The organism is Sphingobacterium zeae (assembly GCF_030818895.1).
Taxonomy (GTDB): Bacteria; Bacteroidota; Bacteroidia; order Sphingobacteriales; family Sphingobacteriaceae; genus Sphingobacterium; species Sphingobacterium zeae.
On record NZ_JAUTBA010000001.1, the window covers coordinates 2,360,250 to 2,387,044 of the forward strand.

Annotated in this window: 27 protein-coding genes and 1 riboswitch; of the genes, 9 read left to right on the forward strand and 18 right to left on the reverse strand. The window is 38.7% G+C overall.

Annotation, left to right across the window (positions count from 1 at the left end):
- Nucleotides 1-52: 52 nt before the first annotated feature.
- From QE382_RS09725 to QE382_RS09735, 3 genes are all read right to left on the reverse strand, one after another.
- The gene (locus QE382_RS09725; RefSeq protein ID WP_307185716.1) at nucleotides 53-490 is read right to left on the reverse strand and encodes an ATP-dependent zinc protease family protein; all 438 of its coding nucleotides are present in this window, start codon (nucleotides 488-490) and stop codon (nucleotides 53-55) included.
- Nucleotides 491-558: 68 nt separating this feature from the next.
- On the reverse strand, nucleotides 559-1,737 hold the full coding sequence (locus tag QE382_RS09730; protein ID WP_307185717.1) for an AIR synthase related protein: 1,179 nt from the start codon (nucleotides 1,735-1,737) through the stop codon (nucleotides 559-561).
- A 53-nt stretch (nucleotides 1,738-1,790) separates the two neighbouring features.
- The gene (locus QE382_RS09735; RefSeq protein ID WP_307188019.1) at nucleotides 1,791-2,276 is read right to left on the reverse strand and encodes a DNA-deoxyinosine glycosylase; all 486 of its coding nucleotides are present in this window, start codon (nucleotides 2,274-2,276) and stop codon (nucleotides 1,791-1,793) included.
- Between the two features lie 95 nt (nucleotides 2,277-2,371).
- Here QE382_RS09735 and QE382_RS09740 point away from each other — a divergent pair, with 95 nt between their 5' ends.
- The 4 genes from QE382_RS09740 to mgtE all read left to right on the forward strand — a co-directional run bounded on the left by QE382_RS09740 (nucleotide 2,372) and on the right by mgtE (nucleotide 5,703).
- On the forward strand, nucleotides 2,372-3,235 hold the full coding sequence (locus QE382_RS09740; RefSeq protein WP_307185718.1) for an SPFH domain-containing protein: 864 nt from the start codon (nucleotides 2,372-2,374) through the stop codon (nucleotides 3,233-3,235).
- 10 nt (nucleotides 3,236-3,245) lie between these two features.
- Nucleotides 3,246-3,422, forward strand: coding sequence for a type II toxin-antitoxin system antitoxin (locus QE382_RS09745; RefSeq protein ID WP_307185719.1), 177 nt, complete (start codon nucleotides 3,246-3,248; stop codon nucleotides 3,420-3,422).
- Nucleotides 3,423-3,506: 84 nt separating this feature from the next.
- Nucleotides 3,507-4,217 carry a dipeptidase PepE gene (pepE, locus tag QE382_RS09750; protein ID WP_307185720.1) on the forward strand — a complete coding sequence of 237 codons (711 nt, stop codon included), beginning with the start codon at nucleotides 3,507-3,509 and terminating at the stop codon, nucleotides 4,215-4,217.
- Between the two features lie 169 nt (nucleotides 4,218-4,386).
- Entirely contained in the window at nucleotides 4,387-5,703 is a 1,317-nt protein-coding gene (mgtE, locus tag QE382_RS09755) for a magnesium transporter (protein ID WP_307185721.1), read from the forward strand.
- Nucleotides 5,704-5,921: 218 nt separating this feature from the next.
- Here mgtE and QE382_RS09760 read toward each other — a convergent pair whose 3' ends face one another.
- From QE382_RS09760 to ubiE, 6 genes are all read right to left on the reverse strand, one after another.
- Entirely contained in the window at nucleotides 5,922-7,160 is a 1,239-nt protein-coding gene (locus QE382_RS09760; protein WP_307185722.1) for a voltage-gated chloride channel family protein, read from the reverse strand.
- Nucleotides 7,161-7,196: 36 nt separating this feature from the next.
- A riboswitch (Fluoride riboswitch) is annotated at nucleotides 7,197-7,259 on the reverse strand.
- A gap of 6 nt (nucleotides 7,260-7,265) precedes the next feature.
- Entirely contained in the window at nucleotides 7,266-7,640 is a 375-nt protein-coding gene (locus QE382_RS09765) for a DUF423 domain-containing protein (RefSeq protein WP_307185723.1), read from the reverse strand.
- An 11-nt stretch (nucleotides 7,641-7,651) separates the two neighbouring features.
- On the reverse strand, nucleotides 7,652-8,155 hold the full coding sequence (locus tag QE382_RS09770; protein WP_236560229.1) for a GNAT family N-acetyltransferase: 504 nt from the start codon (nucleotides 8,153-8,155) through the stop codon (nucleotides 7,652-7,654).
- A gap of 36 nt (nucleotides 8,156-8,191) precedes the next feature.
- Nucleotides 8,192-8,641, reverse strand: coding sequence for a GatB/YqeY domain-containing protein (locus QE382_RS09775; protein ID WP_307185724.1), 450 nt, complete (start codon nucleotides 8,639-8,641; stop codon nucleotides 8,192-8,194).
- Between the two features lie 10 nt (nucleotides 8,642-8,651).
- Nucleotides 8,652-9,413, reverse strand: coding sequence for an SDR family oxidoreductase (locus QE382_RS09780; RefSeq protein ID WP_307185725.1), 762 nt, complete (start codon nucleotides 9,411-9,413; stop codon nucleotides 8,652-8,654).
- A 76-nt stretch (nucleotides 9,414-9,489) separates the two neighbouring features.
- Entirely contained in the window at nucleotides 9,490-10,230 is a 741-nt protein-coding gene (gene ubiE / locus QE382_RS09785) for a bifunctional demethylmenaquinone methyltransferase/2-methoxy-6-polyprenyl-1,4-benzoquinol methylase UbiE (RefSeq protein ID WP_307185726.1), read from the reverse strand.
- Nucleotides 10,231-10,613: 383 nt separating this feature from the next.
- Between ubiE and dnaB the strand changes: the two genes are divergently transcribed.
- Nucleotides 10,614-12,224, forward strand: a complete 1,611-nt coding sequence (gene dnaB, locus QE382_RS09790) for a replicative DNA helicase (RefSeq protein WP_370877891.1) — start codon at nucleotides 10,614-10,616, stop codon at nucleotides 12,222-12,224.
- Between the two features lie 399 nt (nucleotides 12,225-12,623).
- On the forward strand, nucleotides 12,624-13,097 hold the full coding sequence (gene rlmH / locus QE382_RS09795) for a 23S rRNA (pseudouridine(1915)-N(3))-methyltransferase RlmH (RefSeq protein ID WP_307185727.1): 474 nt from the start codon (nucleotides 12,624-12,626) through the stop codon (nucleotides 13,095-13,097).
- Between the two features lie 597 nt (nucleotides 13,098-13,694).
- Here rlmH and QE382_RS09800 read toward each other — a convergent pair.
- The 4 genes from QE382_RS09800 to QE382_RS09815 form a co-directional block, all read right to left on the reverse strand.
- Complete coding sequence (locus tag QE382_RS09800; protein ID WP_307185728.1) at nucleotides 13,695-14,948, reverse strand: PQQ-dependent sugar dehydrogenase; 1,254 nt, start codon at nucleotides 14,946-14,948, stop codon at nucleotides 13,695-13,697.
- Nucleotides 14,949-15,106: 158 nt separating this feature from the next.
- The gene (locus tag QE382_RS09805; protein WP_307185729.1) at nucleotides 15,107-15,352 is read right to left on the reverse strand and encodes a hypothetical protein; all 246 of its coding nucleotides are present in this window, start codon (nucleotides 15,350-15,352) and stop codon (nucleotides 15,107-15,109) included.
- 87 nt (nucleotides 15,353-15,439) lie between these two features.
- Complete coding sequence (gene murI, locus QE382_RS09810) at nucleotides 15,440-16,264, reverse strand: glutamate racemase (RefSeq protein ID WP_307185730.1); 825 nt, start codon at nucleotides 16,262-16,264, stop codon at nucleotides 15,440-15,442.
- A gap of 53 nt (nucleotides 16,265-16,317) precedes the next feature.
- On the reverse strand, nucleotides 16,318-17,733 hold the full coding sequence (locus tag QE382_RS09815) for a glycoside hydrolase family 125 protein (RefSeq protein ID WP_307185731.1): 1,416 nt from the start codon (nucleotides 17,731-17,733) through the stop codon (nucleotides 16,318-16,320).
- A 196-nt stretch (nucleotides 17,734-17,929) separates the two neighbouring features.
- Here QE382_RS09815 and QE382_RS09820 point away from each other — a divergent pair, with 196 nt between their 5' ends.
- Together QE382_RS09820 and aroQ are read left to right on the forward strand one after the other, a co-directional pair.
- Nucleotides 17,930-19,603: a gliding motility protein RemB gene (locus QE382_RS09820; RefSeq protein WP_307185732.1), complete on the forward strand. Its 1,674-nt coding sequence runs from the start codon at nucleotides 17,930-17,932 to the stop codon at nucleotides 19,601-19,603.
- A gap of 13 nt (nucleotides 19,604-19,616) precedes the next feature.
- Nucleotides 19,617-20,036, forward strand: coding sequence for a type II 3-dehydroquinate dehydratase (gene aroQ, locus QE382_RS09825; RefSeq protein WP_209574570.1), 420 nt, complete (start codon nucleotides 19,617-19,619; stop codon nucleotides 20,034-20,036).
- 46 nt (nucleotides 20,037-20,082) lie between these two features.
- On the opposite strand, the gene QE382_RS09830 is transcribed toward aroQ, so the two are convergent.
- Genes QE382_RS09830 through QE382_RS09850 form a run of 5 tightly spaced genes read right to left on the reverse strand, consistent with a single transcriptional unit; the run spans nucleotide 20,083 to nucleotide 23,784 of the window.
- Nucleotides 20,083-21,057 carry a bifunctional riboflavin kinase/FAD synthetase gene (locus QE382_RS09830; protein ID WP_307185733.1) on the reverse strand — a complete coding sequence of 325 codons (975 nt, stop codon included), beginning with the start codon at nucleotides 21,055-21,057 and terminating at the stop codon, nucleotides 20,083-20,085.
- 55 nt (nucleotides 21,058-21,112) lie between these two features.
- Nucleotides 21,113-21,835, reverse strand: coding sequence for a tRNA pseudouridine(55) synthase TruB (gene truB / locus QE382_RS09835; protein WP_209574566.1), 723 nt, complete (start codon nucleotides 21,833-21,835; stop codon nucleotides 21,113-21,115).
- Nucleotides 21,836-21,844: 9 nt separating this feature from the next.
- A complete protein-coding gene (locus QE382_RS09840; protein ID WP_307185734.1) occupies nucleotides 21,845-22,639 on the reverse strand; it encodes an undecaprenyl-diphosphate phosphatase in 795 nt (264 codons plus the stop codon).
- A gap of 22 nt (nucleotides 22,640-22,661) precedes the next feature.
- Nucleotides 22,662-22,901 carry a DUF3098 domain-containing protein gene (locus QE382_RS09845; RefSeq protein ID WP_209574562.1) on the reverse strand — a complete coding sequence of 80 codons (240 nt, stop codon included), beginning with the start codon at nucleotides 22,899-22,901 and terminating at the stop codon, nucleotides 22,662-22,664.
- Between the two features lie 4 nt (nucleotides 22,902-22,905).
- A complete protein-coding gene (locus QE382_RS09850; RefSeq protein WP_307185735.1) occupies nucleotides 22,906-23,784 on the reverse strand; it encodes a cell division protein FtsX in 879 nt (292 codons plus the stop codon).
- A 217-nt stretch (nucleotides 23,785-24,001) separates the two neighbouring features.
- Here QE382_RS09850 and leuS point away from each other — a divergent pair, with 217 nt between their 5' ends.
- Nucleotides 24,002-26,785, forward strand: a complete 2,784-nt coding sequence (gene leuS, locus QE382_RS09855) for a leucine--tRNA ligase (RefSeq protein WP_307185736.1) — start codon at nucleotides 24,002-24,004, stop codon at nucleotides 26,783-26,785.
- Nucleotides 26,786-26,795 lie beyond the last annotated feature (10 nt).

Genomic DNA, 26,795 nt, shown 5'->3' on the forward strand with positions numbered 1-26,795 from the left:
GTATATTGAGTATATTTTGTGCTAAGATAACAAAATAGCTTGGCTATTTGTTTTATTTTACCAGAGTCTTCTTGGAGAGATTTTCTTTAGAAACATCCACCAAAAACCTTTTGTTTAAGAAATTTTTACCCAAAAGCATTGGATATGTCATCTGAGATCGATTTCTAAAAGAGATTTTAATGCTAAACACTTGGTTGTACAACGCTGCTGTAGTGCGGATGTAATAACGCTTTTCTTCTTGGCCAAAGGAACTTTTTACCAACTTTGTCCTATAGAGTTTTAACTTAAGAGTTTTTGTTTCTTTTGTTTCGAAATTGATGATAAGTTCACCGACAATCCAGTCCTGGCCATCTTCATTAACGATTTTGTAAGAATTACAATGGAGTACAGATGAAGCAGCGCCAGTATCGACTTTCGCTTCTATACCATATATTCCCAACTCAGGTAGATCAAGGGTTTCTTTCCAACCAACAAGAAGTTTTTCTTTCATTTATACCAAATACAAAAAATTGCTTCTAGTGTAGTCATCCGAATGACCACACTGGAAGCAATTATCTTTTATTCGTAGATAAATTCTCCATAGGGAGATGTTATAGTAACTTTTTTAGATATAGAGTCTTCTACCCGGCCAATGATCTGGGCGGCAATTCCAAATGACTCAGAAATGGCGATAATATCCGATGCAATGGATTCAGGGACATACAACTCCATACGATGTCCCATATTGAACACCTTGTACATTTCTTTCCAGTCCGTATTCGATTCTTTCTGTATTAAATCAAAAAGAGGAGGGATCGGGAAAAGATTATCTTTGATGATGTGTACATTATCGACGAAGTGTAGGACTTTTGTTTGTGCTCCGCCCGAACAATGCACCATCCCGTCAATTTGAGAACGATACTTGTCTAGTATTTGTTTGATTACAGGGGCATAAGTACGCGTGGCTGAAAGAACAAGCTTACCCGCAGTTATTTTTTCTCCTGTTTCAACCTCAATTTCATTGGTGAGGTTCTGGCTTCCAGCGAAAACTAGTTCGTAAGGAACAGCTGGATCATACGCTTCAGGATATTTTTCAGCTACTTTTTTGTTAAATACATCATGACGTGCAGAAGTTAGTCCATTGGAACCCATTCCACCATTGTACGCCTGTTCATAGGTTGCTTTTCCATTCGATGCCAATCCAACAATGACGTTGCCGCCTTTGATACGATGATTTGAAATAACATCTTCACGTTTCATCCGACAGGTGACCGTACTATCCACAATGATGGTGCGAACTAGGTCACCCACATCAGCCGTTTCACCACCAGTAGAATAGATGCCAATTCCCAAATCCCGAAGTTCAGATAGAATCTCTTCTGTGCCATTGATGATTTCTGCAATCACCTCTCCAGGAATAAGATTTTTATTTCTGCCAATCGTTGAGGATAAAAGAATGTTATCGATGGCTCCCACGCAAAGCAAGTCGTCAATATTCATGATGATAGCATCTTGTGCAATACCTTTCCAAACAGAAATATCACCAGTTTCTTTCCAGTAAACATATGCCAATGAAGATTTGGTGCCAGCCCCATCAGCATGCATAATATTACACCATTCTGGATCTCCACCCAAAATATCTGGAATTATTTTGCAAAATGCTTTGGGAAATAGTCCCTTATCTATGTTTTTTATCGCATTGTGCACATCCTCTTTCCCTGCGGATACGCCCCGTTGATTGTATTTTAAATCTGACATCTTACGGCAAAAATAAGCAATAGGACTGAATTAATGAATCTAATTCGTGTAATTTAATCACTTATTATTATCCGCCAATGTGCAATCAAATTTTCAAGATTACTTTTTGCGTTCGCTGGACTTGTGCTGGGTAAACAGCTATAAATAATACCTTCCTTTTTGTCGAAATGCTTCAGATACAAACTGTATGCTTTTTGTCCATTAAAGATAATATGTTTGATTGAGGTGTGGGTTTCTAGCAGCTCAGCAATCGGATTGGGGCGTTCATCTTGTATGGCTAAATCCATGCTTCCAGGGCGAGAGGCTTCAGCACAAACATCCCAAAGACCGATATGGTTTCTGAGTAAGATATTTATCCGCTCCGTATAGCTTATCCGCTGCTGTGCATTGAACAGATATTCAATGACTTTCCAAAATCGATTTTGGGGATGTGCATAATATTCATTTTCTGCTAATGATTTATCTCCTGGTAACGAGCCAAGTATAAGAATTTGAGTCGTGCAATTTACTATGGGTAGAAAATGATTTTTTAAGCATATTCAAAAATATGAATTTTAATATTTCATTTGAAAAATTGAAAATAGTATACTATATTTATGATATTAAAATGATATCAAAAATATATTAACAAATTATGGAAAAACTAATTAAACCCATGTCAGGCTATTTAGCTTTATTGATAGCGGTATTTTCATTTGTAGCAGCGGTATTTTCATTTGCCAACGTAGAGGAAAGTTCACTGTATGTCGTATTGGGAGTAGCCTTGATGATTGCTACATTTTTTATTCTAAAGGGACTGATGATTATTAATCCCAATCATTCCCGTGTACTCAATTTCTTCGGAAAATATGTAGGTACCGTTAAGGAAAATGGTTTGTTTTTTGTCAATCCCTTGTATTCAACGATTAAAATAAGTCTTCGTTCGGATAACTTACAGGGACAGACACTGAAAGTAAATGATAAGATGGGAAACCCAATTGAGATTGGGGCAGTGATCGTATGGCAAGTGGGTGACACGTATAAAGCTGCTTATGATGTGAGTAATTATACATCTTATGTACGCACGCAGAGTGAAGCAGCCGTAAGACATTTGGCTGGAAGCTTTCCGTATGATAACTTGGAAGATGAAGGTGCTGAAATAACCTTAAGGGAGGGAGGAGATACTGTAAACCATATTCTTGAACAAGAATTGTCCGATCGTTTGGCACCAGCTGGGGTTATTATTAAGGAGGCAAGAATAAGTCATTTGGCTTATGCTTCTGAAATAGCCGGCGCAATGCTTCAAAGACAGCAGGCAGCAGCTATTGTGGCGGCAAGGGCAAAAATTGTAGATGGTGCCGTTGGAATGGTCGAAATGGCTCTTCATAAGTTATCTGAAAAGGATATTGTGGTGCTTGATAACGAGAAGAAAGCTGCGATGGTCAGTAATTTGATGGTGGTACTCTGTGGTGAAAAAGCGGCCACACCAATTGTAAATACAGGTACGTTGTATCAATAAATGGGATGAAATGGCAGATAAGAAAAACTTTATGCTACGCTTAGATGACCAGATGTATAAAGCATTGGAAAAATGGGCTGCGGACGAGTTTAGAAGTGTTAACGGGCAGATGGAATATCTTTTACATAAAGCACTGCTAGAAAATAAAAGATTAGATCCGGATAAAAAAGCTGCTGACAGGAAATAAGTAATAATAAGTACGAAAAATGTACCTTTGATTTCGTTATCAACGAGGTTAAAGGTATTTTTTTAAAGGTATCAACTACAGAAGATGAAGATTAATCCAGCATACAAGTTATTGGTCGTAAGCACAAGTACAATTTATGGCAGTGAGTTTTTAGAATACATTAAGCATGACTTTGTCGAATTTATTCAGTCAGACGAATTATTGTTTATCCCTTTTGCGAGACCTTCGGGCATCTCATTTGATACCTATACGGCTAAGGTTCAAGAAGCCTTAACAGATAAGGGTGTAACTGTCATGGGATTGCACTGTTTCGCGAATATGAAGAAAGCAATTCAAGATGCCAAGGCTATTTTTATTGGCGGCGGGAATACATTTTTACTGTTAAAAACCTTATATGAATTGGATTTGGTCCAGCAATTGCGTGTACAAATAGCAAAGGGAATTCCATACGTTGGCACATCAGCGGGTTCCAATTTAACAGGGCTAACTATTGGAACCACAAATGACATGCCTATTGTTTATCCGCCTAGCTTTGATGCGCTTGGTTTTTTACCATTTAATATCAATCCACATTATTTGGATCCAGATCCAAAGTCCACACATCGAGGGGAAACGAGAGAAACGCGAATTAAGGAATTTCATCAGCTGAATACGCAGCCCGTCATTGGTTTACGTGAAGGTAGTTGGTTGCATGTAAATGATGGAAAAAAACAACTGCAGGGTGATCTGGCTGCGTTACTTTTTAGGCCTGGCCTAGAGCCCGTCGAGCTAGCGCCTGGATTAATTAATTTTTAAGCTATTGTTAAATCTATAGCAATAATAAACTAAATACATCCATCCACGCAGCACAAGGGGATTTAAGGCAGTATTGGCCCGAACTATCATTAGAAAAAATAGTGTTTCTATTTGTTGGAAATAGTACAAAATAAGCTACTTTTGCCCTAAATCCATTAATTATCTTCCAATGGAACAAAATTCAGCATTACACCCAGCCGATATCGCGGAAGAAATCTCGCGTCTAACTAAAGGGGAACAACATCAGCAGTTTATGAACTATCCACTGGAGGATAGATTGGAAATCTTTTGTTTTTTTGAATTGGATGTTCAGTACACGTTGATCAAATCAATGACAGAACATGAACTTTCTGAATTGCTGAATAATCTGAAACCGGATACCCGAAATGATCTGTTATCGGAACTTCCCGATGATTTAATTAAATACCTAATCAATCTTTTGAATGAGCGGGAGAAGCAGATGGCTTTGGAACTGATCGGTTACAAGGAGGATAGTATTGCTCGCTTGATGACGCCAATGTATGTGCAGGTTCGTCCTTATTATACGGTTGACGACGTCTTTCGGCATATTAAGGTGTTTGGAAGAAAGGCTGAGACGCTCAACTTCATCTATGTAGTTGATGAGAAAAATGTCTTGATCGACGATTTGAAAATTGGTCAACTACTGCTATCGGATTCGTCAACAAAGATTTCTGATCTGATAGACTATAATTTTGCTGCGATTAAAGCTTCAACGCCTATGGAAGAAGCTTTTGAGATTTTTCAAAAATATGATCGAAGCGCCCTGCCTATCGTTACTGAAGCTGGTGTATTAGTCGGAATTGTCACATTCGACGACGTGTTGGACCGAATCGAAGATCGGGATACAGAAGATATACAGCGATTTGGGGGTATGGAAGAATTGGACCTGGCGTATACGAGAACACCCTTGCTTCAATTAATTCAAAAAAGGGCAGGCTGGTTGATCATCTTGTTTTTCAGTGAGATGCTTACAGCGTCGGCAATGGGGTTTTTTGAAGGGGAATTGGAAAAGGCCGTTGTACTGGCTCTATTTGTTCCCTTGATTATATCCAGTGGTGGTAATTCGGGGTCACAGGCTGCATCTTTGATTATCCGTGCGATGGCGCTTGGTGAATTGAAGCTTAAGGATTGGTGGTATGTGATGAAGCGTGAAGTTTCTTCGGGTTTAATACTAGGAGGAATATTGGGTACGATTGGTTTTCTACGCATACTGGCTTGGCATTTTCTGGGCCTATATGATTATGGTCCTTATTGGATCGCAATTGGTTTTACGGTAGCAGTGTCCCTATTGTTTATCGTGCTATGGGGAACGCTATCGGGTTCGTTTATTCCATTTATTTTACGTCGATTTGGTTTGGACCCTGCTACAGCGTCGGCACCATTTGTTGCTACACTAGTGGACGTTTCGGGATTAATCATTTATTTCACTGTCGCTGCTTTCTTTTTGCAGGGAAAGTTACTATAGTTCGATACTAAAGTTAACCATCAAGAGCCTAAATCATACCGCTCATTTTAGGCTCTTTTTATTGAATAATTTCTTTTTTGCTAATGAACTTCTTCCGTTAAACCTTTCATTTATGTCTGCTTGATCAAGGGCATTTCCTGAACGATGCGTTTGTAGTTAAATTTGTCCATATTGATTATAGTTATTATACGTATAGAACCTGAAAGCAAAGACTCTGTTTATAAATTTAGTCTTCGGTAGAGTCTTCCCTTTAAACCTCCTTTTTGCGCAATATAAATTCCTTTTTTCCCTGAAAAGATAAACGCGGCGATACATGCTATTGTTATAAATAAAATAGGTTGGCTCCCAAATAATTCATAACCCATGACAATACAGGCGAGCGGGGTGTTTGTAGCGCCTGAAAATACGGCAACAAAGCCCATGGCAGCCAGCAGGCTGATGGGAAGTGGAATAACGGTGCTTAATGCACTCCCTAAGGTTGCCCCGATAAAAAACAGCGGGGTGACTTCTCCGCCTTTAAATCCGGCAGAAAGGGTGAAAGTCGTTAAAAGTAATTTGATGATAAAGTCATAATAATTCGACTGATCGACAAATGCGTTTTGAATCATCGGGATACCAAGTCCAATATAGTTGCTGCTGTGCGATATGGTAACAATGAGTACCAAAATAATACCGCCGATCACAGGCCTTAGTAGCGTAGCTTTAATTCGTTTGAATTGAAGGCTAAAGAAATCGCTGGTAAATGTAAAGAGCCATGCTGTAACACCGAATAGAATGCCTGCGGCAAGGCTAAATCCAATATTGGTCAAAGACAACATTGGAATAACATCATGAATTGGATAATGAGTGTGTGAAATATTCCATAATTGACAGCTGAAGTTCGCAAGATAGGCGGTAAATAAACAGGGTAGTATACCGAAATATCTTTTTTTTCCAACGAGTAGGACTTCCATACCGAATATTGTTCCGGCGAGTGGGGTACCAAACACAGCGGCAAAGCCTGCAGTGATGCCGATTGAAATTAAGATACGGCGTTCAGTTTTATCGAAGTCAAACCAGCGATTGAGCTGATCGGAAACTGCTCCACCTATTTGTACGGCAGTTCCTTCACGGCCTGCCGAACCTCCAAACAGATGGGTAAGTAAAGTTCCGAATAGGACAAGAGGCGCCATGATAAGCGGAATGCGGCGTTGGGGATGAAGGTATTCTTCAATGAGTAGATTATTTCCTTTGCTTGATGGATTTCCCCAATACTTATAGGACAATGCAATGGCAAATCCCGCTAGGGGGAGTCCATAAATTATCCAAGGATGAGCTTCTCGGTACTGCGTTACCCAATTGAGGGAAAAGAGAAAAAATGCACAAATAGATCCTACGATGAAACCTATCGCACTACAGGAGATAAGCCATTTAAGAAAAAAATGAAGATTGCTTTGATTAGAATGTGTTATAGCCATAAGTCTACACTTTATATAAAATTATTGTTTTATACTAAAATAGTAGACGTCATCAGCTTATTAGGGCGGTTCAGGGCAGACATCATTGCCGTATTTATTTCAAATCTACAAAAAGCGAATGATAATAGCAACCCAGCCTGCGATCATCAGTAATCCGCCGAGCGGGGTAATTGGGCCAAGAAACTTTAAATTCTTTTTCCAGTATTCGGCAAACGATAGAAAATAGATACTTACCGAGAATAAAAGAGTTCCTAATGTGATCAGATAAAATGCAACTCGTTCAGACTGAAGATCAAAGGAGAAATTAAATCCTAAAATCAATAGGGTTAGAGCAGCATACATTTGATATCGAACGCCGACCTCAAACGATTCCAGCTTTTCAGCGGATAGGATTTTTTTGAATGCATGGGCGCCAAATGCACCTAGGATAATAGCGAGGCCGCCAAATAGGGCGGCTGTGATGATGACAACGTTTTGCATGCCTAAATTTACTAAATTGTGGGTTTAATCATATCAATATGAAGGATTCCATAATCAGGGTAGGGCTCGGAGATTTGTTTAAACCCTAATTTTTCATAAAAGGATTTTAAATGAAATTGTGCACCTATCTGTATCTCGCCTTCCCCAAATTCTTTATAGAGCGATTCGATGGAATGAATCATTAATTGTTGACTCAAACCGGTACCGCGGGCTTGCTCAGCGACAATGACCCGACCGATGGAAGCCTGCGGATAGGAGAGACCAGGGGGAACTAATCTCGTGTATGCGATGATATCATCATTGTGTTCTGCCCAAAGATGGAGACAAGCAAAATCCTTATCGTCCAATTCAGGATATAAGCATTCCTGTTCCAAAACAAAAACTTCCATTCGAAGCTTTAAGATACGATACAGTTCTTTATTGTTAAGTTCGTCAAACTTCTTGAGGTTCCACTGAAAATCCATCATTAAAATAAAAAAAAGAGTCAAATTAAATCGATATATCAGGGAAGACATACCCAATTTAATTTGACACGAGTGATTTGAAAACTTTTATGCGAGAAGATTTTTAACGACTTCAGAGATTGTTTTACCATCTGCTTGTCCAGCAAGCTTTTGATTTGTCGCGCCCATTACTTTACCCATATCTTTAATGGAAGAAGCTCCTGTTTCGGCGATAATTGCTTTGACAATCGTTTCAACTTCTGTCTTGCTTAACTGTTTCGGTAGATAAGCCTCAATAACTTTTTCTTCCTCAACTTCAATTTCATACAGATCTTCGCGGTTTTGACTTTTATAAATTTCCGCAGATTCGCGACGTTGTTTGACAAGTTTTTGTAAAACTTTTATTTCCGCCTCTTCGGTAAGATCTTCTGCATGACCTTTTTCTGTTTTCGCTAAGAGGATAGCTGCTTTAATCGCACGTAAACCACGTAATTTTGCCGTGTCTTTTGCGATCATTGCTGCCTTAATGTCTTGGTTGATTTGTATTTCTAATGACATGATATTTAAATTATTTTCGATTGACAATGGTGCCCGTTGCTTGCGCTGTAGGCATTATTAATAGATCGTTGATATTGACATGTGCAGGTCTAGTAATGACAAAAAGGATGGTTTCGGCTACATCTTTTCCTGTCAGAGGCTGCACACCACTATAGACATTTTTAGCTTTTTCGCGATCTCCATGGAAACGAACTTCAGAAAACTCTGTCTCCACCATTCCTGGATCGATAGAGGTTACTTTAATGCCCTGAGTTAGCAAATCAATACGCATGGCCTTAGTCAGCGCATCAACAGCGTGTTTCGTAGCACAGTATACATTCCCATTCGGATAAACCTCTTTCCCTGCAATAGATCCTAAGTTAACAATATGAGCGCCATTTTCGGTATCCATGAGTGGTATCACTGCCTTACTTACATACAATAGGCCTTTAATATTGGTATCAATCATTCTGTCCCAATCGCCGATATCACCATCTTGGATGGGATCCAATCCTTGACTCAGGCCAGCATTGTTGATGAGAATATTTATTTTTTTCCATTCGGGGGGCAAACCGTCAATTTGGTTTGCAACTTGCTCAGCATCCCGAACATCAAGTTCAAAAATATGGATTTGAATTGTCGGGTAGGTAGCGAGAAGAGTATCTTTTAATTTTTCTAAACGATTTAGCCTACGGGCGCAGAGTAAAAGATTGTAGCCCTCTTTCGCAAGTAGCTCAGCGCAGGCCTGACCGATTCCAGAACTTGCGCCTGTGATAAAAACTGTTTTAGTCATATATTCTCACTCTTTGATAACTCTTTGATAATAAAATGTAATTAGATCAGCCTCAACCAATAGTTGTAGTATTGCGCTATTTTGTTGCAATGTAAATCGTACAGATGCCAAATGTTTGCGGCCTAACAATAGTTTCATTGAAACCTGCCTTTTTGTTTATAGCAACAAATTTTTGTCCGTCCGGAAATTGAGCGACAGATTCTGGTAGATATTCATACGCGCTGGAATCTTTTGAAAAAAATTTTCCAATGGTCGGTGTGATAAACTTGAAATAAAAATTGTAGAGTTGTTTAATCGGGAATTTCTTAGGATTTGAAAATTCCAAAATGACAGCCTTTCCACCTGGTTTTAATACGCGGTAAATGTCTGATAGCCCCTTTTCTAAATTTTCAAAGTTCCGGACTCCGAAAGCTACCGTAACAGCGTCGAACGTGTTATCTTCAAACTGAAGCCGCTCAGAATCACCGAGGGCAACTTCAAACTGATTGCTCAAACCCTTACTGGCTATCTTCTTTTTAGCAACCTCAAGCATTCCTTGGGATATATCAACTCCGATAATCTTTTTTGGATTCAAGATTTTAATTGATTCCAGAGCAAAATCACCAGTTCCTGTCGCTACATCCAACATCAGTTGCGGTTTTATGGATTTCAAGGCATTAATGGCTTTTTTGCGCCAGATAATGTCGATTCCCAAAGACAGGAAATGGTTTAAGAAATCATAGGAATGGGAAATGTTATCAAACATATCTGCTACCTGTTTTTTCTTCCCATCCTTGGTATCTTTATAGGGTTTTAATGTTGAGGAGTCGTGCGTCATTTTACAAAGATACGATATATGAATATTTTTTAGTACTTAAAAAGGGATTTGTTTTATGCAAAAGTAAGTTTGTTTCGATGGTAGTGGCAGCTATTGATTTATTCTGTATCATTTTGCTTATTCACAACAACTTAAGTTATTAACATTTATTAATGTGCTGGTTTATAGCGTTATTTTTTTGTTTTCAACATTTTTTTCAACAACACATGTTGAAAACTGTTGGTGTAAAACTGTGTTCTTCAAAGCTTTTGAGGTTTAGATGCTGTTCTTCAAATTCTGCTGTGTGTAACTATGCATGGTGGTGAATTTTATTTTTTATACATTTGTTATCCTATCTAGAATTTGTAAGGATAGGAAAGCTATATTTCTGATATAATATCATGATGAACGACAGTAATTTTGAAGCGAATAATACGGATAATAACAAACGGGGAAGTTATGGTGAGCGCCGTACCAAATTGAATAATTTGGTAAGCGGTTTGGGTAAACTTCCGCCGCAGGCAGTAGATTTAGAGGAGGCTGTTTTGGGTGCTTTAATGCTTGAAAAGAATGCGCTGAGTGAGATTATCGATATTCTGAAACCGGAGTCGTTCTATAAGGAATCACATCAAAAGATCTTTGAAGCGATTTTTGGTCTTTTTCAAAAAACTTCCCCAATTGATATTTTAACCGTTACTTCTGAACTTAGACGGATGGGCGCCCTTGAGATGGTCGGCGGTGCTTATTACATTACGCAGTTGACGGATCGAGTCGTATCGGCTGCTAATATTGAATATCACGCACGTATCATTTCTCAAAAATATATTCAACGCGAACTGATTAAAGTTTCGACCGAAATTATTAATAGTTCATATGATGAGACCTCAGATATTTTTGATCTATTAGATCATGCTGAGAAAAGCTTATTTGATATCGCACAGAATAACCTGCGACGAGATTCAAGAAAGATGGATGATATCATGCGTGAAGCGATTTCAAATCTTGAAATGCTTCGAGATCGCACGGATGGTTTGACGGGTGTCCCTTCAGGCCTGACTGCATTGGATCGAATGACCTCAGGTTGGCAGCCTTCTGACCTTGTAATTATTGCGGCACGTCCAGCGATGGGAAAGACGGCATTCGTGCTTTCCGTTGCACGTAACGCCGCTGTGGAACACGGCAAAGCAGTCGCTGTATTCTCGTTGGAGATGTCATCGGTTCAGCTAGTCAATCGTCTTATTGCCGGTGAAACTGAAATTGAGCAAGAAAAATTGAAAAAAGGAAATCTAGCTGATCATGAATGGCAACAATTACATTCGCGAATCGGACGGTTGACTGATGCGCCTATTATTATTGATGATACTCCTGCACTGAATGTGTTTGAATTTAGAGCAAAATGTAGGCGTCTGAAAGCGCAATACGACATTCAAATGGTGATCGTCGATTACTTGCAGTTGATGCACGGAAAAGCTGAAGGTAAAGGTGGTGGTAACCGTGAACAAGAGATTGGTAGTATTTCTCGTGCTTTAAAGTCTGTTGCAAAAGAATTAAATATTCCAGTGCTTGCATTGTCGCAATTGAGTCGTGCGGTGGAATCAAGGCCAGGTAATAGCAAACGTCCTATGTTATCCGATTTAAGGGAGTCGGGATCTATTGAGCAGGATGCTGATATGGTACTTTTCTTATATAGACCAGAATATTATGGCTTAACAGAAGATGAAGAAGGGCGTCCTACTGCTGGTGTTGGCGAAGTTATTATCGCCAAGCATCGTAATGGGGAGACTGGAATTGTTCCGCTTCGCTTTGTCGGTAAATTTGTAAAGTTTGTGGATCTAGAAGATGAGTTTTCTGGTATGGGCGGGGGAGATGGATTCGGTGATGCACCTGCTACATTCTCTGCTTCGGCATTGAACCCATCACCAAACTTTGCCGATGATTTTAGTGCCGGAGGTTTCAGTGGTGGCATTACCATGCCGTCTCGAATGAATGATATGCCTGATGATGCACCATTTTAGTGATTAATTTTACTTATGTATTTCTAATAAAATAAAAACCGAATGATTAAGTTCGGTTTTTTATTTTATAACTACCATGTTATTTACACTCCTTATGTGGGGGGGGGGGGCATCGTAGTAGGTAGTAATATAGTAGATTGACTGTATATGCTGTGGTATTATTTAATACACTTGTTAAATGCAGAATAGATGAAGAGGGAATGAATATAGAATTAATCGGAGTAAACAATTTTTGTCTTTTTGGTTGGCTTTATTTTAAATAATTTAGACCTTTACTTAGTTTACACGCATACCCAATTTATTAAGATTTTAGGGCTTGGCTAAACGTTGTGATCCGATTTAAAAGTTGTCGGCAACTAGACAGGCGCCATTTTTTGCAAACACTTATAAAACGTCTAGATGAAGATAACATTACTTTGCATAGGTAAGACGGATGAAAAATACCTGCTTGAGGGAATTGAAAAATACACTAAGCGATTAAAGTTTTATGTCAACTTTAGTATTGTTGTTCTTCCCGACATCAAAAATGTTAAGAGTTCTTCTGCTGAACAGCAGAAAGACAAGGAAGCCCTTTTGATTTTAAAGCAACTACAGCCCCAGGATTTTGTTGTTCTGTTGGATGAACATGGAAAAGAATTTAGATCTTTAGAGTTTTCTGCTTATCTGGAGAAGATGATGATACAAAGTGTCCAACATCTGGTGTTTGTCATCGGAGGGCCTTATGGTTTCGATCAAAAAATTTATGATCGAGCGAAGTCAAAAATCTCGTTATCCAAAATGACATTTTCCCACCAAATGATCAGATTGTTCTTTACAGAGCAGCTATATCGCGCTTTTTCCATCATGAAGGGCGAGCCTTATCATCACGAATAATATGGAAAAAAGTTGTTAACTTCATCATGAATAAAAACAAGCTTATGAATTTGCCAAATAAACGACATTACCACTATAAAAGTGACGAAGGAGAGAAAAATAGCCAATTGAATAAATACATTATGATTGCTTGTATCATTATAGTAATCATATTGGCATTTTTTTTCGCATAGGTTGATACCTCGCCATACGGATGTTAGTAAAAGAAATAAATCTCTTACTTAATATCCGTATGGAGGATATCAGCAGATGATTTTAGTAAAATTTAATTGAATTGTTTAAGCAAGAACGCTTAATTTTTGGGAGAAGGTTGGCAGGTTTTGCGCGCTCTTTTTGGGGCAGTGTTGTTTACGAATCCCCAGTTGGTCATATAGAAAGACAAGGGATTAATTTCTAATAATTTTTTCATTTTTTCTTTTTTTACCATATAATAATTTATTGATTTACTGTTAGATTATCAATAATCGAGCCAAACTCTATTATTTGCCATTTTTGGCTGAATAACTACCTGTCTACTGCGGCTATTTTTGAATAGAATTTAAGTCGAATTGAAAAAAAAGCAGCCCAGTGGGAAAGGGCTGCTCTAGATCAATGCATTTATTTTTTATCAATTTTATATAATTTTCCGAGGTCTGTTATAGCATATAAAGCACCATCTTGACCCTGTGTAATATCTCTAAATCGCTGTCCTTCATTACCTAATAGACGCTCTTCTCCAACTACCTTGTTATCCTTTAGTATAATTCTAGCAATATGCATGCTACTTAGTCCGCAAATGAAAAGATTATTCTTCCATTCTAGAATGTTTTGCCCGGTATAGAAAGTAATTCCACTCGGAGAGAGGACAGGATCCCAATAATAAACGGGTTGTTCTAATCCATCTTTTTGCTGTATACCCTCACCAACTTTATCCCCTTTATACTCTATGCCATACGTAATCGTTGGCCATCCATAATTCTTGCCAGATTCAATTCTATTCAATTCATCACCTCCACGTGGGCCAAATTCGGTTTCCCAAAGATCACCGGTTTCCGGATGTAAGGCGAGTCCCTGAGGATTGCGATGCCCATAGCTGAGAATTTCAGGAAGTGCATTCGATTTGCCCAAAAATGGGTTCCCTTGGGCAGGTTTTCCATCGGTGGTAATACGTAAAATCTTTCCTAATGCTGCATTTAAATCTTGCGCCAGAGGTCTTGTAACCAAGTCAGACCGCTCGCCGGTGCTGACAATAATATTTCCATGTTTGTCAAATATAATGCGTCCCCCATAGTGCAAGTTGCCTTTATGAGCAGGAGTGGCTTGATAGATCACCTTAGCACCTTCTATGGATTTTTCGTCGGCAGATAGTTTTCCCTTTGCTACAGCAGTTAATGTTCCAGCGGCTGTATCATCGGAAAAAACCCAATATACCATACGGTTTGACTCGAAATTTGGATCAAGCCGTACCCCCAAAAGTCCTCCTTGCCCGCTGCTGTTGACCTGAGGTAAACCCTTAATTGGCTCACTTAATTCACCTGCTGCTGTCGCAATTCGAAAATCCCCCTCTTTCTCTGATATCAATAATCGGCCATCAGGCATTGTGGTGATGCCCCAAGGTGATTTTAATCCCTCTGCAATCACTTTACCGTCATAAGGTGTGGTGGTTTTTGCACCCTGAATTCTAGTTTGTCCTGCAAATGCCGGTTTATAATTTGTGTTTGCCTTTTGGGTTTCTACAGCAGGATAGCTTGTTGTATCCATCGGAGCATTCGCACTGCTATCCGAACCGGAGGTCGAATTAGCAGGGCTTGAATGGCATGCCGTCAATCCTAATGATACTGTTAAAAGGCTTATAGTCAATTTGGTTTTCATTATCTGTAAGTTGTTTTGGTTTGATTATCTATTTGAAGATATTAAAAATTAACGAGATATTATTTTACGGGAATGTAATATTATCAATAGGATTACGGCCTCTCACAATGAAGACATATAGATCGATCCTTAACAGATGATTATAACTCGTCAAGACACTATTTTCCCGAAAGGCAACTATTTACGATCTGCTGTAGTTCTCTATCCTTGTTGACGTAATAGTCACTTATATCTAGAATCGTATTGGTGTTTAAATTATACGTACATACAGGAAGGTAGTTGGGCTCTGCAGAAGTTTCCAACGTTTTAAAATACTCCGCACTTTCCTGAATACTTGAAAACTCTTTAGATTCGCAATGCTGTGTATCCTGATTATATGCAATGGTTATAAAGTTCTTTTTCATTTTATTCACCTTTTAACAGAATAACGAAAATTGTGGAGTAAAAGTTTTAGAAATTTTTCAATTTAAAAATTGGTGTCTTCTATTTTATCAAACAGTAATGTGGCTTGCGGCTATTGACTTTCCAAAAAATATCTTTGCTTTGCTTTCAAAATCATGCGGGTCATCAGTCGTATAGAATGCCAATTGTTCATTTTGGGAACAAAGTATCTCAATTTCTTTATGTCTATTCAGATAGTCTTTTAAGCTAGCCGCGACAATAGGGCCCTGGGAGATAATCTGAATATGGTTTGGTACATACTTCTCAATTACAGGCAATAATAGCGGGTAATGCGTGCAAGCAAGCACTATGGTATCAATCTGAGCCGATTGCTGTAACAGTTCCCGTATATCCTTTTCGACAAAATAATGAGCGCCTTTGGTATTCATTTCATTGTTCTCCACTAATGGCACCCAAAAAGGGCAATCGTGCTGAAAAACCTGAATTTCCGGATTAAATTTGTGAATTTCTATTTTATAGGATTCTGATTTGACGGTACCCGTAGTGGCTAAAATACCAATCTTATTGGTTTTGGTAAAATTATGAACCATTTCGGTAGTGGGTCTAATCACTCCAAGTACTTTCTTTCCGGGGGGAAGGTCATTTTGTTGAATGGTTCTTAATGCTTTAGCTGAAGCTGTATTACAGGCCAATATGATGAGGTTACATCCCAAGTCAAATAGTTTAAAAACGCATTGTTTGGTGTAATTATAAACGGTCTCAAACGAGCGTGTACCATAGGGAACACGAGCATTATCACCTAAATAGATGTAATCGTATTGAGGTAAAAGGTGTTGAATTTCTTTAAATACGGAGAGACCACCATAACCAGAATCAAAAATACCAATAGGACCGGAAGTTTTTAAATTATTCATAACGCACTGTTATAAGTTCCTTCACTTATAACAGTGCGTTACAAGATTCAGATTTATTGAAGCAAAGATGGTTTCTCTTTATATATTTTCCAAATTAATTCGCCAAATAATGTATTCGTCCAGGCAAACCAATGTCTTGTGAACTTTTTAGGATCGTCTTTATGAAAAGATTCATGCATAAATCCGGTTCCACCATGAGTATTTACCAAAGTCTTAATGCAGTTACGGATCTCCTCATCATTTGTAGATGTTTGGGCGCGCATAATAATAGACATCGGCCAAATCATATCCCTGCCTATGTGCGGACCTCCAATACCTTCCGCTGCGGTTCCTTTGAAAAAGAATGGATTTTTATCGGACAGCACAAAGTTACGGGTACGTTGATAGACTTCATTATTGATATCGACAGCTCCTAAGTACGGTAAGGCCAGTAAGCTGGGTATATTCGCATCATCCATCATCAAATGACTCGAAAAGCCGTCCACTTCGAAGGCATATATACGACCTAGCGTTGGGTGATCGATGATGCCGTACTTATTTACTGCTGCTTCTACCTCGTTTGCAAGTGCCTCCATTTTATCGGCGAGTGCCTGTTCATTTTTAACTTTTTTCAATATCTCTGCAGATTGCCTAAGACTCACAATTGCAAACAAATTGGAAGGAATCAAAAAGGAAAAAATGGTAGAATCGTCCGAAGGTCGAAAACTAGAACAGATCAATCCAACAGGATTCACAGGATACCCATAACCATCAACCTGCAACGTATCTGAACCTCTTGCAGTCGTTCGTTCAAATTTATAAGGACCAAGACTGTCTTTTCGTTGTTGCTCAACGAAAGTTTGATATATTTTGTGTTGCGCATCCAGCCATTCTTCATTAAATGGACTACTGTCTTTGGTTTCTTTCCAGTAATGATAAGCTAATCGAATTGGATAACACAACGAATCGATTTCCCATTTCCGTTCATGAATCCCAGGTTTCATGTCGGTATGATCGCTAAACCATTCGCCCTTTTTTGTTGGATCATTATAAAATGCATTGGCGTAAGGGTCAATATTGATGCATTTACTCTGCTTTTGGATTAGTCCAACAATCAGATCCTGTAGTTTTTTATCCTTTTTCATAAAGGGAAGATAGGGCCATACTTGCGCACTGCTATCACGTAACCACATGGCGTCTATATCTCCTGTAATAACATACGTGTAGTTTCTTCCGTTTTGGACATAGGGGAAAACTGTGGTGTCAAGGGTATTGGGAAAACAGTTGTTAAATAACCACGACAGCTCCTTATTTTTAACATTTTTCTGAAATTCTACAATTGCATCCTCTATTACTTTACTCGAAAAAAGCCTCTTCTCTTTGACGGTGCGCACTGTAGGAAAAGAATGTTCTTGAGCAAATGAAAATTTGCTGGTAAGTGCACCCGCGGTTAACAGGCTTGCGTTTTGGATAAATGTTCTGCGCTTCATGCTTATTAGGACTGTTTATTTATGATATAAGGTTATTTACTAACGTGCAAGATATAAATATTTTTGAATAAAAGGAATAGCAAATACGATTTAGCATTATAAAATTGACCAAGGATGTGAATTAAGTCATTTTTATTCGGTTAATTTGCGTTTAGGAATGCATTTTGCTATAGAAAACAATCTTTTAAAAAATTTTATGAGGCTTAATATAACGAAAAACAAAAATTTACTTCAACTGGCGTTGGCAAGCATTGGAGTAGGCGTTTCCTTAGGAGCTGTTGCCCAAATTAAAAGCCAGCCTTATTCGTATCATTTTTATCAGAAAATGAACGATGCAGTTTATTCTACGGAAACCAGGATACATACTTCTGCTAAACCCTTCGTCATTAAAGACTCTTTATTGTTAGCCAAGTTTGATTCAATTCAATCCAACAAACCCGTGTCCTCGTCCAACTGGTTTATGCGCAAGATTTTTAATGAGCATCTTGTCCAAGTCGAGAAGGATGATTATACATTCTATGCTGATTTTTTACCAGATCTTTATATTGGAAAAGATATGCTAGGGGATAAACGGCGTACTTGGATGAATAGTAGAGGATTTCAGGTGGGTTTAAATGTAGGGAACAAATTTACTTTCAATACGTCAGCATTTGAAAGCCAGGCAGTTTTTCCTAAGTATCTGGATGACTACATTGTTGCGAATAAAGTTGTTCCTGGCCAAGGAAATACGAAATTTCAGTCTAAAAATAAAATGGACTGGATGTATGCGACAGCGAGCATGACTTATGATGCACATAAATATATCCAGGCCACTTTGGCTTACGACAAAAACTTTATTGGAGATGGTTATCGCTCGATGCTTTTGTCCGACTTTTCTTCGAACTATGCCCATCTTAAATTGACCGGAACGATAGGAAATGTTCAATACACTTCAATTTGGGCCTATATGAACGATCCGACACACCCTAGACAAGATTTAACGGGCACATATCCTATGGAAGGGCAAAACAACACCCGCTTGGGAGATGGAAAGAAATGGGGGGCCTTTCAATATTTGGATTGGAATGTAACCAATAAATTATCTGTAGGTTTTTTCCAATCCGTTGTTTGGGCCGCGCAGGATGAAGGAGGAAGAAGAGGTTTTGATTTTAGTTATCTGAGTCCAGTTATCTTTATTCGCCCTGTCGAAAGCAATAATACGACTTCGCCGGATAAAATGTTTTTGGGCTTAACTTCCAAATATAAACTTCCATATCGATTGACAGCATATGGCCAGTTCCTGTTAGGAGAGTTTACGGCGAAAGAATTTTTTGCAGGAAATGGATACGCACATAATAAATGGGGCGCACAGCTTGGCGTAAGAGGGTATGATATGTTTGGCGTAAAGAATTTAAACTTTCTAGCCGAATACAATACGGCTAGACCATATACCTACGCGCACTTTAAATCGTATTCAAACTATAGTAACAACGCCGAGCCATTGGCGCATCCAAAAGGGGCAAACTTTAGAGAGCTTGTTGGACTGCTTAATTACGCATGGGACAGATGGGACTTTTCATTACAGGGAATGTTTACTCAAAATGGGCTGGATCTACCCGACGGAAGTAATATGGGGGGAAACATCTTTCAGTCCTATAATACAATACCAAACTTATATGGCAATCATATTGCACAAGGTATAAAGAATAATATCTATTATGCAGACGCGAAGGCAGCCTATGTACTTAATCCAAAGTATAATCTTCGTCTGGAACTCGGATACACCCAACGTTATGCAAAAGCGAAATACGAAGCGCCTATCGTCAATAAATCTGGCGTGATCTCATTCGGCCTTCGCTCAAGTTTCCGGGCAATTTATAATGATTTATAACAATGATATTCCGATGAAAAAGATCCTTATACTGAATGGCCCAAACTTGAATTTATTGGGTGTAAGAGAAAAATCAATTTATGGTAGCCAGGATTTCCTTAGCTATTTTGAGGAGCTTAAACAGCAGTTTGAAAGTTTGCAACTGCACTATTTTCAAAGTAACTCAGAAGGAGGCCTAATCGATAAGATCCATGAGGTTGGTTTTGAGTTTGATGGAATTGTATTGAATGCCGGAGCGTATACACATACTTCTGTTGCAATTGGCGATGCGATTGCAGCTATTACAACACCTGTTATAGAGGTCCATATCAGTAATGTCCACCAAAGAGAAGAATTTCGCCATCACTCATTTTTAGCGAAGAATTGTAAAGGTGTAATTTGTGGTTTTGGTTTGGACAGCTATCGATTAGGCATCGAAGCTCTTATCAAATAGAAAAGCGGGAATTCCCCGCTTTTCTATTTGATAATCATACGCTGTACTAACCAATAAGACTTCGAATTTGGGCTTCGTCCGCTCTGATCTGCTCTTTCATTGCTTCTAACGAGTCGAAACGTTCATCATGGCGGATAAAGTGAAGGAATTTTACACGCAGTGTTTTGCCGTAAATATCCTGATCGAAATCAAATAGGCTGATTTCAATAGCACGGTTCATGCCATCGACGGTGGGTCTAGTTCCTATATATCCCATACCTTTAGCAATTGAAATAGGGCTTTCTTCTCTGTATTCCCCAGTAGTAATGTTTTGGATCTGATTGTAGATATAAACCTCAACAGCATATATACCATAGGCTGGTATAAGTTTATGCGGTTCGTGAACCTGTAAATTTGCCGTTGGAAAGCCGATTGTACGTCCGATTTGGTCTCCTCTAATCACCGTGCCTGTCAATTCGAAAGGATATCCCAAATATAGATTTGCCGTTTTTATGTCACCCTTTATAAGTGCTTCGCGTACCCGTGTTGAGGATACGGCAATATCATTGATATCCTGCTCGGGGATTTCGTCGACACTGTAATCAAATATGGAGGCAAACTGTTCTAAATCACCCATACTTCCCTTTCGATCCTTTCCGAAGTGGTGATCGTAACCTATCACAATTTTTTTGGTGCCGAGTTTTCCTACAAGAACATTACTAATATATTCTTCTGGAGTTTGATTGGAAAAATCACGGGAAAAGGGAATGATAATCAAATGGTCAATACCAACTCTACTCAACTGACTGACCTTTTCTTCGATATCGTTGATTAAGCGTAAGCTATCATCATCTGGATTGATAATCAAGCGAGGGTGTGGAAAAAAAGTGAGCAAAATTGTCTCCCCATTGATTTTATGAGCTGCTTCCTTTAAGTGGGCCAATATTTTTTGGTGGCCAATATGAACACCGTCAAAAGTGCCGATGGTTACAACTGCATTTTCAATAGGTGAGAAATCATCTAAACTTCTGTAGATTTTCATTTATAGGAGTTTTTGCAAAAATAAGATAAAGAATCAATAAAACGGGTTGGTAAAATTATTTAATGATCTCTTTATGACGTTTTATTTCCGCGATAAGTTTTTCTAAATTCCAGGCATTTTCTACGGAATAATCCCCACTTTTGGTGCGCCTCAAAGAACTTAGATGTGATCCACTCTGTAAGGATTTTCCGAAGTCATAGGCCAGAGATCTAATGTATGTTCCCTTTGAACAGGATATGCGAAAATAAACGTTGGGGAGCTCGATCTTTTCAACAAGAAAACTATTGATTCGAACTTGACGGGATTTTATTTCAACCTCTTCGCCACGGCGTGCTTTCTCATAGACACGTTCGCCATTGATTTTTATAGCCGAATGAGCAGGCGGAAATTGTTGAATTTCGCCTTCAAATGCTTTCGCAGCTTGCAGTATCATGTCATCAGTAATATGATCGATAGGAAATGTTTCGTTAATTTCGGTTTCCAGATCGTAGGAAGGCGTTGTGGCACCCAAAGTAATTGTTCCAGTATATTCTTTGTCTTCGGCTTGGTAACTATCTATTTTCTTTGTGAATTTGCCTGTACAGACGATCAGTAAACCGGTCGCAAGCGGATCTAAAGTTCCTGCGTGACCGACTTTTAATTTTAACGGTTTGATGGAGTTTCTGATTTTACCAACCACATCAAAACTAGTCCAAGTTAAAGGTTTATCAATCAACAACATTTCTCCTTCAGCAAAATGAAACTTCGCTGAGTTTTCACTAACCTCTATATTTTCCATCAAAAGATTTTAAATAATTTGTAAACTATGACCCGAAAGTAGGAGGGCAAGAATAATAACACCGACGATTATTCGATACCATCCAAATGCTTTAAAACCGTATTTAGTCAAGAAGCCGATAAAAGACTTAATCGCAACGATTGCGACAACGAAACCAATCAGATTACCTATAATAAGCAAATTAAGCTCTTCCCCATTAAAGGTGTTCCCTTCTTTAAAGAACTTTAACAGCTTTACAGCAGAAGCACCAAACATCATCGGCAGGGCAAGGAAGAAAGAAAATTCTGCAGCAGCTTTACGTGTCAGTTTTTCGGCCATACCACCGATAATTGTGCTAGCAGATCTTGAGGTACCAGGGATTAACGCAAGGCATTGGTATACCCCAATCATAAAAGCTTGTTTGTACGAGACTTTGTCGGAATCTTCTACGGTTGGCTTGTTAAACCACCTGTCGACGAAAAGTAACACTACGCCGCCCACAACCAACATGATCGCGACCATTAGCGGACTTTCCAATAGGGCATCAATATAATCGTTAAAGAGCAACCCCAACACAGATGCAGGAATAGCAGCAATGATCAATTTATAGTAAAATGAGAGCGATTTAAAAAAACGCTTGTAGTATAATACCAGAACGGACAATATCGTTCCCATCTGGATAACAATCGTAAATAACTTGACAAATGCCGAGGGCTGTATACCCATTAAGGCAGTGGCTATGATCATATGGCCTGTCGAAGACACAGGCAAAAACTCCGTTAATCCTTCAATGATAGCAAGGATGATCGCTTCAATAATAGACATCTGTTAGAATTAAGATTATACTTTAATTGGATTTGTTCTTGGGACGGTATAAAATTGCTGCAAAGCCTATTGCAAAACCGAGAACAACAACAATCGGCGCCAAAGTAATCTTGGTGAAGCTATAAATATCGGTTTCACCGGACATCAATGTAAAGCCAATGATTACAACCAACACGCTAGCTATAAACAGTTGATAATTTATTTTGGAGAATACAAATGAACCTTTATTGACTGATTCAGTAGATTTCTTTATTTGAGCCATTTTTTTATCTGTATAAATCGTTAGATTGTGCCTTTAAGTATTTTGTTACTGCGAAATACGTGCTAAGTCCCGAGATGAGAATACCAATGAGGATTACTCCTAAAAATATTACAGCAAATTCAAACCAGTTGCGTAAAAATACCAGTTCAGGTATTTGCTGTTGCGCAAACTTCAAGGTTAAAATAAGCAGTAGAATCGCGATCAAGGAACCGAGCAAACCATGAATAATACCATACGTTATAAATGGTTTACGGATAAAGTTTTTAGTAGCCCCAATGAGCTGCATACTTTTAATTAAGAAACGTTGCGAGTAAATCGCTAGACGTATCGTATTGTTAATTAGAGCGACGGCTATAATTAGCAGGATAACAGCAAAAGCTAATACAATCATCCCTATGATCCGGACGTTTTTGTTCACCATGTCGATCAGAGACTCCTGATAAACCACCTCTTTAATTTTATTGTTTTTGGAGATTTTCTCAATAAAAGTTTTAATACTATCTGTATTGGCATAATTCTCTTTCATATAAACATCTAAAGAAGGTAAAAGAGGGTTATGTCCCAGATACTGTACGAAATCTTCGCCAAGGTCTTCCTTTAGATTTTTTGCTGCTAACTCTTTACTGATATATTCGGTACGAAGCACATAGGTATCTTTTTCGAGGTCTTTTTGCAATGAAAGAACATCACCTTCGCTCGTACCATCGTTCACAATGACATTTAAGACGATATTTTCCTTAACGTATTTCGATAGATTTTTAGCATGCACCAAGAGCAATCCCAACATACCTGTTACCAATAACACCAGAGCGATGCTAATAACCGTAGATACATATACAGATTTTGTTTTTCTTTTTTGTGTGCTTAATTCGTATTCTGGCATAATAAGCGAAAATTTATTTGCGAAAGTAACTATTTGAGTGGAAGATTTCGAATTAATCTTGTAATTACTTTGATAAAAATCAATTCGAACCCTGTTTTCTACCTATGCTTAATTAACTTTTCAATACTATAATTTATTGTTCAAACTACAAAACTTTTATCACATTTCAGTATTAAATCGTAATTTCGCCAGTCATAAAAATTCCTTAAGAATAAAAATGGAGTATAATCACAAATCATTAGAGAAAAAGTGGCAAAAATTCTGGGCGGATCATCAAACGTTTAAAACGTCTGATACGCAACAAAAGCCAAAATACTATGTATTGGATATGTTTCCTTATCCTTCCGGAGCGGGGTTGCACGTTGGTCATCCACTGGGCTATATTGCTTCGGATATCTTTTCCAGGTATAAACGTTTAAAAGGATTTAATGTATTGCATCCGATGGGGTATGATTCGTTTGGTCTTCCTGCGGAGCAATATGCGATTCAAACGGGCCAGCATCCAGCTGTAACGACTGAAGTCAATATCAATCGTTATCGGGAACAGATGGATAATATTGGATTCTCTTATGATTGGAGCCGCGAAGTGCGTACTTCAGATCCTTCGTATTACAAATGGACGCAATGGATTTTTATGAGATTGTTTGATTCTTGGTATAATAAAGAATCAGATAAAGCCGAACCGATCGAAACGTTGATTGCAAGGTTTGCTAAAAATGGCTCTGCCGCTATTGCAGCAGTTGCTGATGAAGATATTTTGGAATTTAGCGCTGAAGATTGGAAATCTTTTGATGAAGAAAAACAACAACGTGAATTGCTGAAGTACCGGATTGCTTATTTACGTGAAAGTACAGTAAATTGGTGTGCTGCGCTGGGCACAGTATTAGCGAATGACGAGGTAATCAATGGGGTTTCTGAGCGTGGAGGATTTCCCGTCGAGCAAAAGAAGATGATGCAATGGTCTATGCGTATCACGGCTTATGCCGATCGCCTACTAAGCGGATTGGATACGGTTGATTGGCCCGAACCTTTGATAGAAATGCAACGTAACTGGATCGGAAAATCTGTGGGCGCTTCTGTGAAATTTCCCGTACCTCAATTAGATACGGTCATCGAAGTTTTTACGACGCGTGTAGATACGATTTTTGGTGTTTCATTTGTCGTTTTAGCTCCAGAGCACGAATTGGTACCAGCATTGACTACCCCTCAGCAACAATCGGAAGTAAATAACTATATCGAGAAAACTTCCAAAAAATCTGAATTGGATCGTATGGCTGATACGAAAACAGTTTCAGGAGCTTTTACAGGATCGTATGCCAAGCACCCACTTTCGGGACAAGACGTACAGATTTGGATCGCAGATTATGTATTAGCCGGTTATGGAACAGGTGCTGTTATGGCTGTACCTAGTGGCGATCAACGGGATTATGTATTCGCTAAACACTTCGACCTTCCTATTATTCCTATTTCAGATATCCAAAATATTGAGGAACAAGCTGATCCCAATAAGGATGGAAAATATATTAATTCCGATTTTATCAATGGTATGACTTATCAAGAAGCTGTTCCTGCTTTAATTGCGAAGTTGGAGGCGATCAAATTGGGTAAGGCGAAAATAAACTTCCGTATGCGCGATGCTATTTTTGGACGTCAGCGCTATTGGGGCGAACCCGTGCCTGTATACTTTAAAAATGGATTACCTTATTTAATTAAAGAGGAAGAATTGCCCCTATTATTGCCCGAAGTTGATAAATATTTGCCAACTGAATCAGGCGAACCTCCTTTGGCAAGGGCAAAAGGTTGGAAATATGAAGATCAATATGAGTATGAATTGAGTACAATGCCCGGATGGGCAGGCTCTTCGTGGTATTGGTTTAGATATATGGATCCGAAAAACGACGGCGACTTTGTGTCAAAAGAAGCGGTAGACTATTGGAAAGCAGTAGATTTATATATCGGTGGTTCGGAGCATGCTACCGGGCACCTGTTGTATTCGCGCTTTTGGAATAAATTCTTAAAAGATTTGGGCTACCAGAATGAAGAAGAACCATTCCGTAAATTGATTAATCAGGGAATGATTCAAGGGCGTTCCAATTTTGTATATCGTGTGTTGGATGAGGACGGGAGAGGTACAAATCAATTTGTGTCTTACGGGTTGAGAGATGAATATAAAACGATACCGTTACATGTTGACGTGAATATTGTCCAAAATGACGTGTTGGATTTGGAAAAATTCAAAAACTTCAGACCTGATTTTTCAAATGCTGAATTTGTATTGGAGAATGGTAAGTATATCTGCGGTAGCGAAGTGGAAAAAATGTCGAAGTCCAAATTCAATGTAGTGAACCCAGATGATATTATCGAATCATATGGAGCGGACACACTGCGTCTGTACGAAATGTTTTTGGGGCCTTTGGAACAAGCTAAACCTTGGAATACGAACGGTATAGAGGGAGTTTACAAGTTCTTACGTAAGGTATGGCGTCTGTTTCATGATGCAGAGGGCAATTTCAATGTTTCCGACGAAGAGCCTACAAAAGCAGAATTTAAAGCCTTACATAAGATTATTAAAAAGGTGGAAGACGATATTGAGCGTTTTTCTTTCAATACTTCGGTTTCAGCATTTATGATCTGTGTGAATGATTTAACGGATTTAAAATGCAATAAGCGACAGATACTGGAACCATTCATTGTCACCCTCCAACCGTATGCGCCGCACATTACAGAAGAGCTGTGGACGCTATTAGGAAATGAAGCCGGTACACTTTCTTCCGCTTCTTACCCTAAATTTAGACCGGAATATTTAGTCGAATCAGAATTTGCGTATCCGGTATCCTTCAATGGAAAAATGAAATTCAATCTATCGCTAGCGCTCGATCTAGATCAAAAGACGATCGAAGATATCATTAGAGCACATGGCGATGTACAACGTCATCTAGATGGCAAAGCCATAAAAAAGATTATTTTTGTTAAAGGGAAAATAATCAATATTGTGATCTAACCAGATTCAC

Excerpts from the sequence above, each read along its gene's own strand:
- QE382_RS09725 (WP_307185716.1), bottom strand. The coding sequence starts at position 490 with ATGAAAGAAAAACTTCTTGTTGGTTGGAAAGAAACCCTTGATCTACCT.
- QE382_RS09730 (WP_307185717.1), bottom strand. The coding sequence starts at position 1,737 with ATGTCAGATTTAAAATACAATCAACGGGGCGTATCCGCAGGGAAAGAG.
- QE382_RS09740 (WP_307185718.1), top strand. The coding sequence starts at position 2,372 with ATGGAAAAACTAATTAAACCCATGTCAGGCTATTTAGCTTTATTGATA.
- QE382_RS09745 (WP_307185719.1), top strand. The coding sequence starts at position 3,246 with ATGGCAGATAAGAAAAACTTTATGCTACGCTTAGATGACCAGATGTAT.
- pepE (WP_307185720.1), top strand. The coding sequence starts at position 3,507 with ATGAAGATTAATCCAGCATACAAGTTATTGGTCGTAAGCACAAGTACA.
- mgtE (WP_307185721.1), top strand. The coding sequence starts at position 4,387 with ATGGAACAAAATTCAGCATTACACCCAGCCGATATCGCGGAAGAAATC.
- QE382_RS09760 (WP_307185722.1), bottom strand. The coding sequence starts at position 7,160 with ATGGCTATAACACATTCTAATCAAAGCAATCTTCATTTTTTTCTTAAA.
- QE382_RS09765 (WP_307185723.1), bottom strand. The coding sequence starts at position 7,640 with ATGCAAAACGTTGTCATCATCACAGCCGCCCTATTTGGCGGCCTCGCT.
- QE382_RS09770 (WP_236560229.1), bottom strand. The coding sequence starts at position 8,155 with ATGTCTTCCCTGATATATCGATTTAATTTGACTCTTTTTTTTATTTTA.
- QE382_RS09775 (WP_307185724.1), bottom strand. The coding sequence starts at position 8,641 with ATGTCATTAGAAATACAAATCAACCAAGACATTAAGGCAGCAATGATC.
- QE382_RS09780 (WP_307185725.1), bottom strand. The coding sequence starts at position 9,413 with ATGACTAAAACAGTTTTTATCACAGGCGCAAGTTCTGGAATCGGTCAG.
- ubiE (WP_307185726.1), bottom strand. The coding sequence starts at position 10,230 with ATGACGCACGACTCCTCAACATTAAAACCCTATAAAGATACCAAGGAT.
- dnaB (WP_370877891.1), top strand. The coding sequence starts at position 10,614 with ATGAACGACAGTAATTTTGAAGCGAATAATACGGATAATAACAAACGG.
- rlmH (WP_307185727.1), top strand. The coding sequence starts at position 12,624 with ATGAAGATAACATTACTTTGCATAGGTAAGACGGATGAAAAATACCTG.
- QE382_RS09800 (WP_307185728.1), bottom strand. The coding sequence starts at position 14,948 with ATGAAAACCAAATTGACTATAAGCCTTTTAACAGTATCATTAGGATTG.
- QE382_RS09805 (WP_307185729.1), bottom strand. The coding sequence starts at position 15,352 with ATGAAAAAGAACTTTATAACCATTGCATATAATCAGGATACACAGCAT.
- murI (WP_307185730.1), bottom strand. The coding sequence starts at position 16,264 with ATGAATAATTTAAAAACTTCCGGTCCTATTGGTATTTTTGATTCTGGT.
- QE382_RS09815 (WP_307185731.1), bottom strand. The coding sequence starts at position 17,733 with ATGAAGCGCAGAACATTTATCCAAAACGCAAGCCTGTTAACCGCGGGT.
- QE382_RS09820 (WP_307185732.1), top strand. The coding sequence starts at position 17,930 with ATGAGGCTTAATATAACGAAAAACAAAAATTTACTTCAACTGGCGTTG.
- aroQ (WP_209574570.1), top strand. The coding sequence starts at position 19,617 with ATGAAAAAGATCCTTATACTGAATGGCCCAAACTTGAATTTATTGGGT.
- QE382_RS09830 (WP_307185733.1), bottom strand. The coding sequence starts at position 21,057 with ATGAAAATCTACAGAAGTTTAGATGATTTCTCACCTATTGAAAATGCA.
- truB (WP_209574566.1), bottom strand. The coding sequence starts at position 21,835 with ATGGAAAATATAGAGGTTAGTGAAAACTCAGCGAAGTTTCATTTTGCT.
- QE382_RS09840 (WP_307185734.1), bottom strand. The coding sequence starts at position 22,639 with ATGTCTATTATTGAAGCGATCATCCTTGCTATCATTGAAGGATTAACG.
- QE382_RS09845 (WP_209574562.1), bottom strand. The coding sequence starts at position 22,901 with ATGGCTCAAATAAAGAAATCTACTGAATCAGTCAATAAAGGTTCATTT.
- QE382_RS09850 (WP_307185735.1), bottom strand. The coding sequence starts at position 23,784 with ATGCCAGAATACGAATTAAGCACACAAAAAAGAAAAACAAAATCTGTA.
- leuS (WP_307185736.1), top strand. The coding sequence starts at position 24,002 with ATGGAGTATAATCACAAATCATTAGAGAAAAAGTGGCAAAAATTCTGG.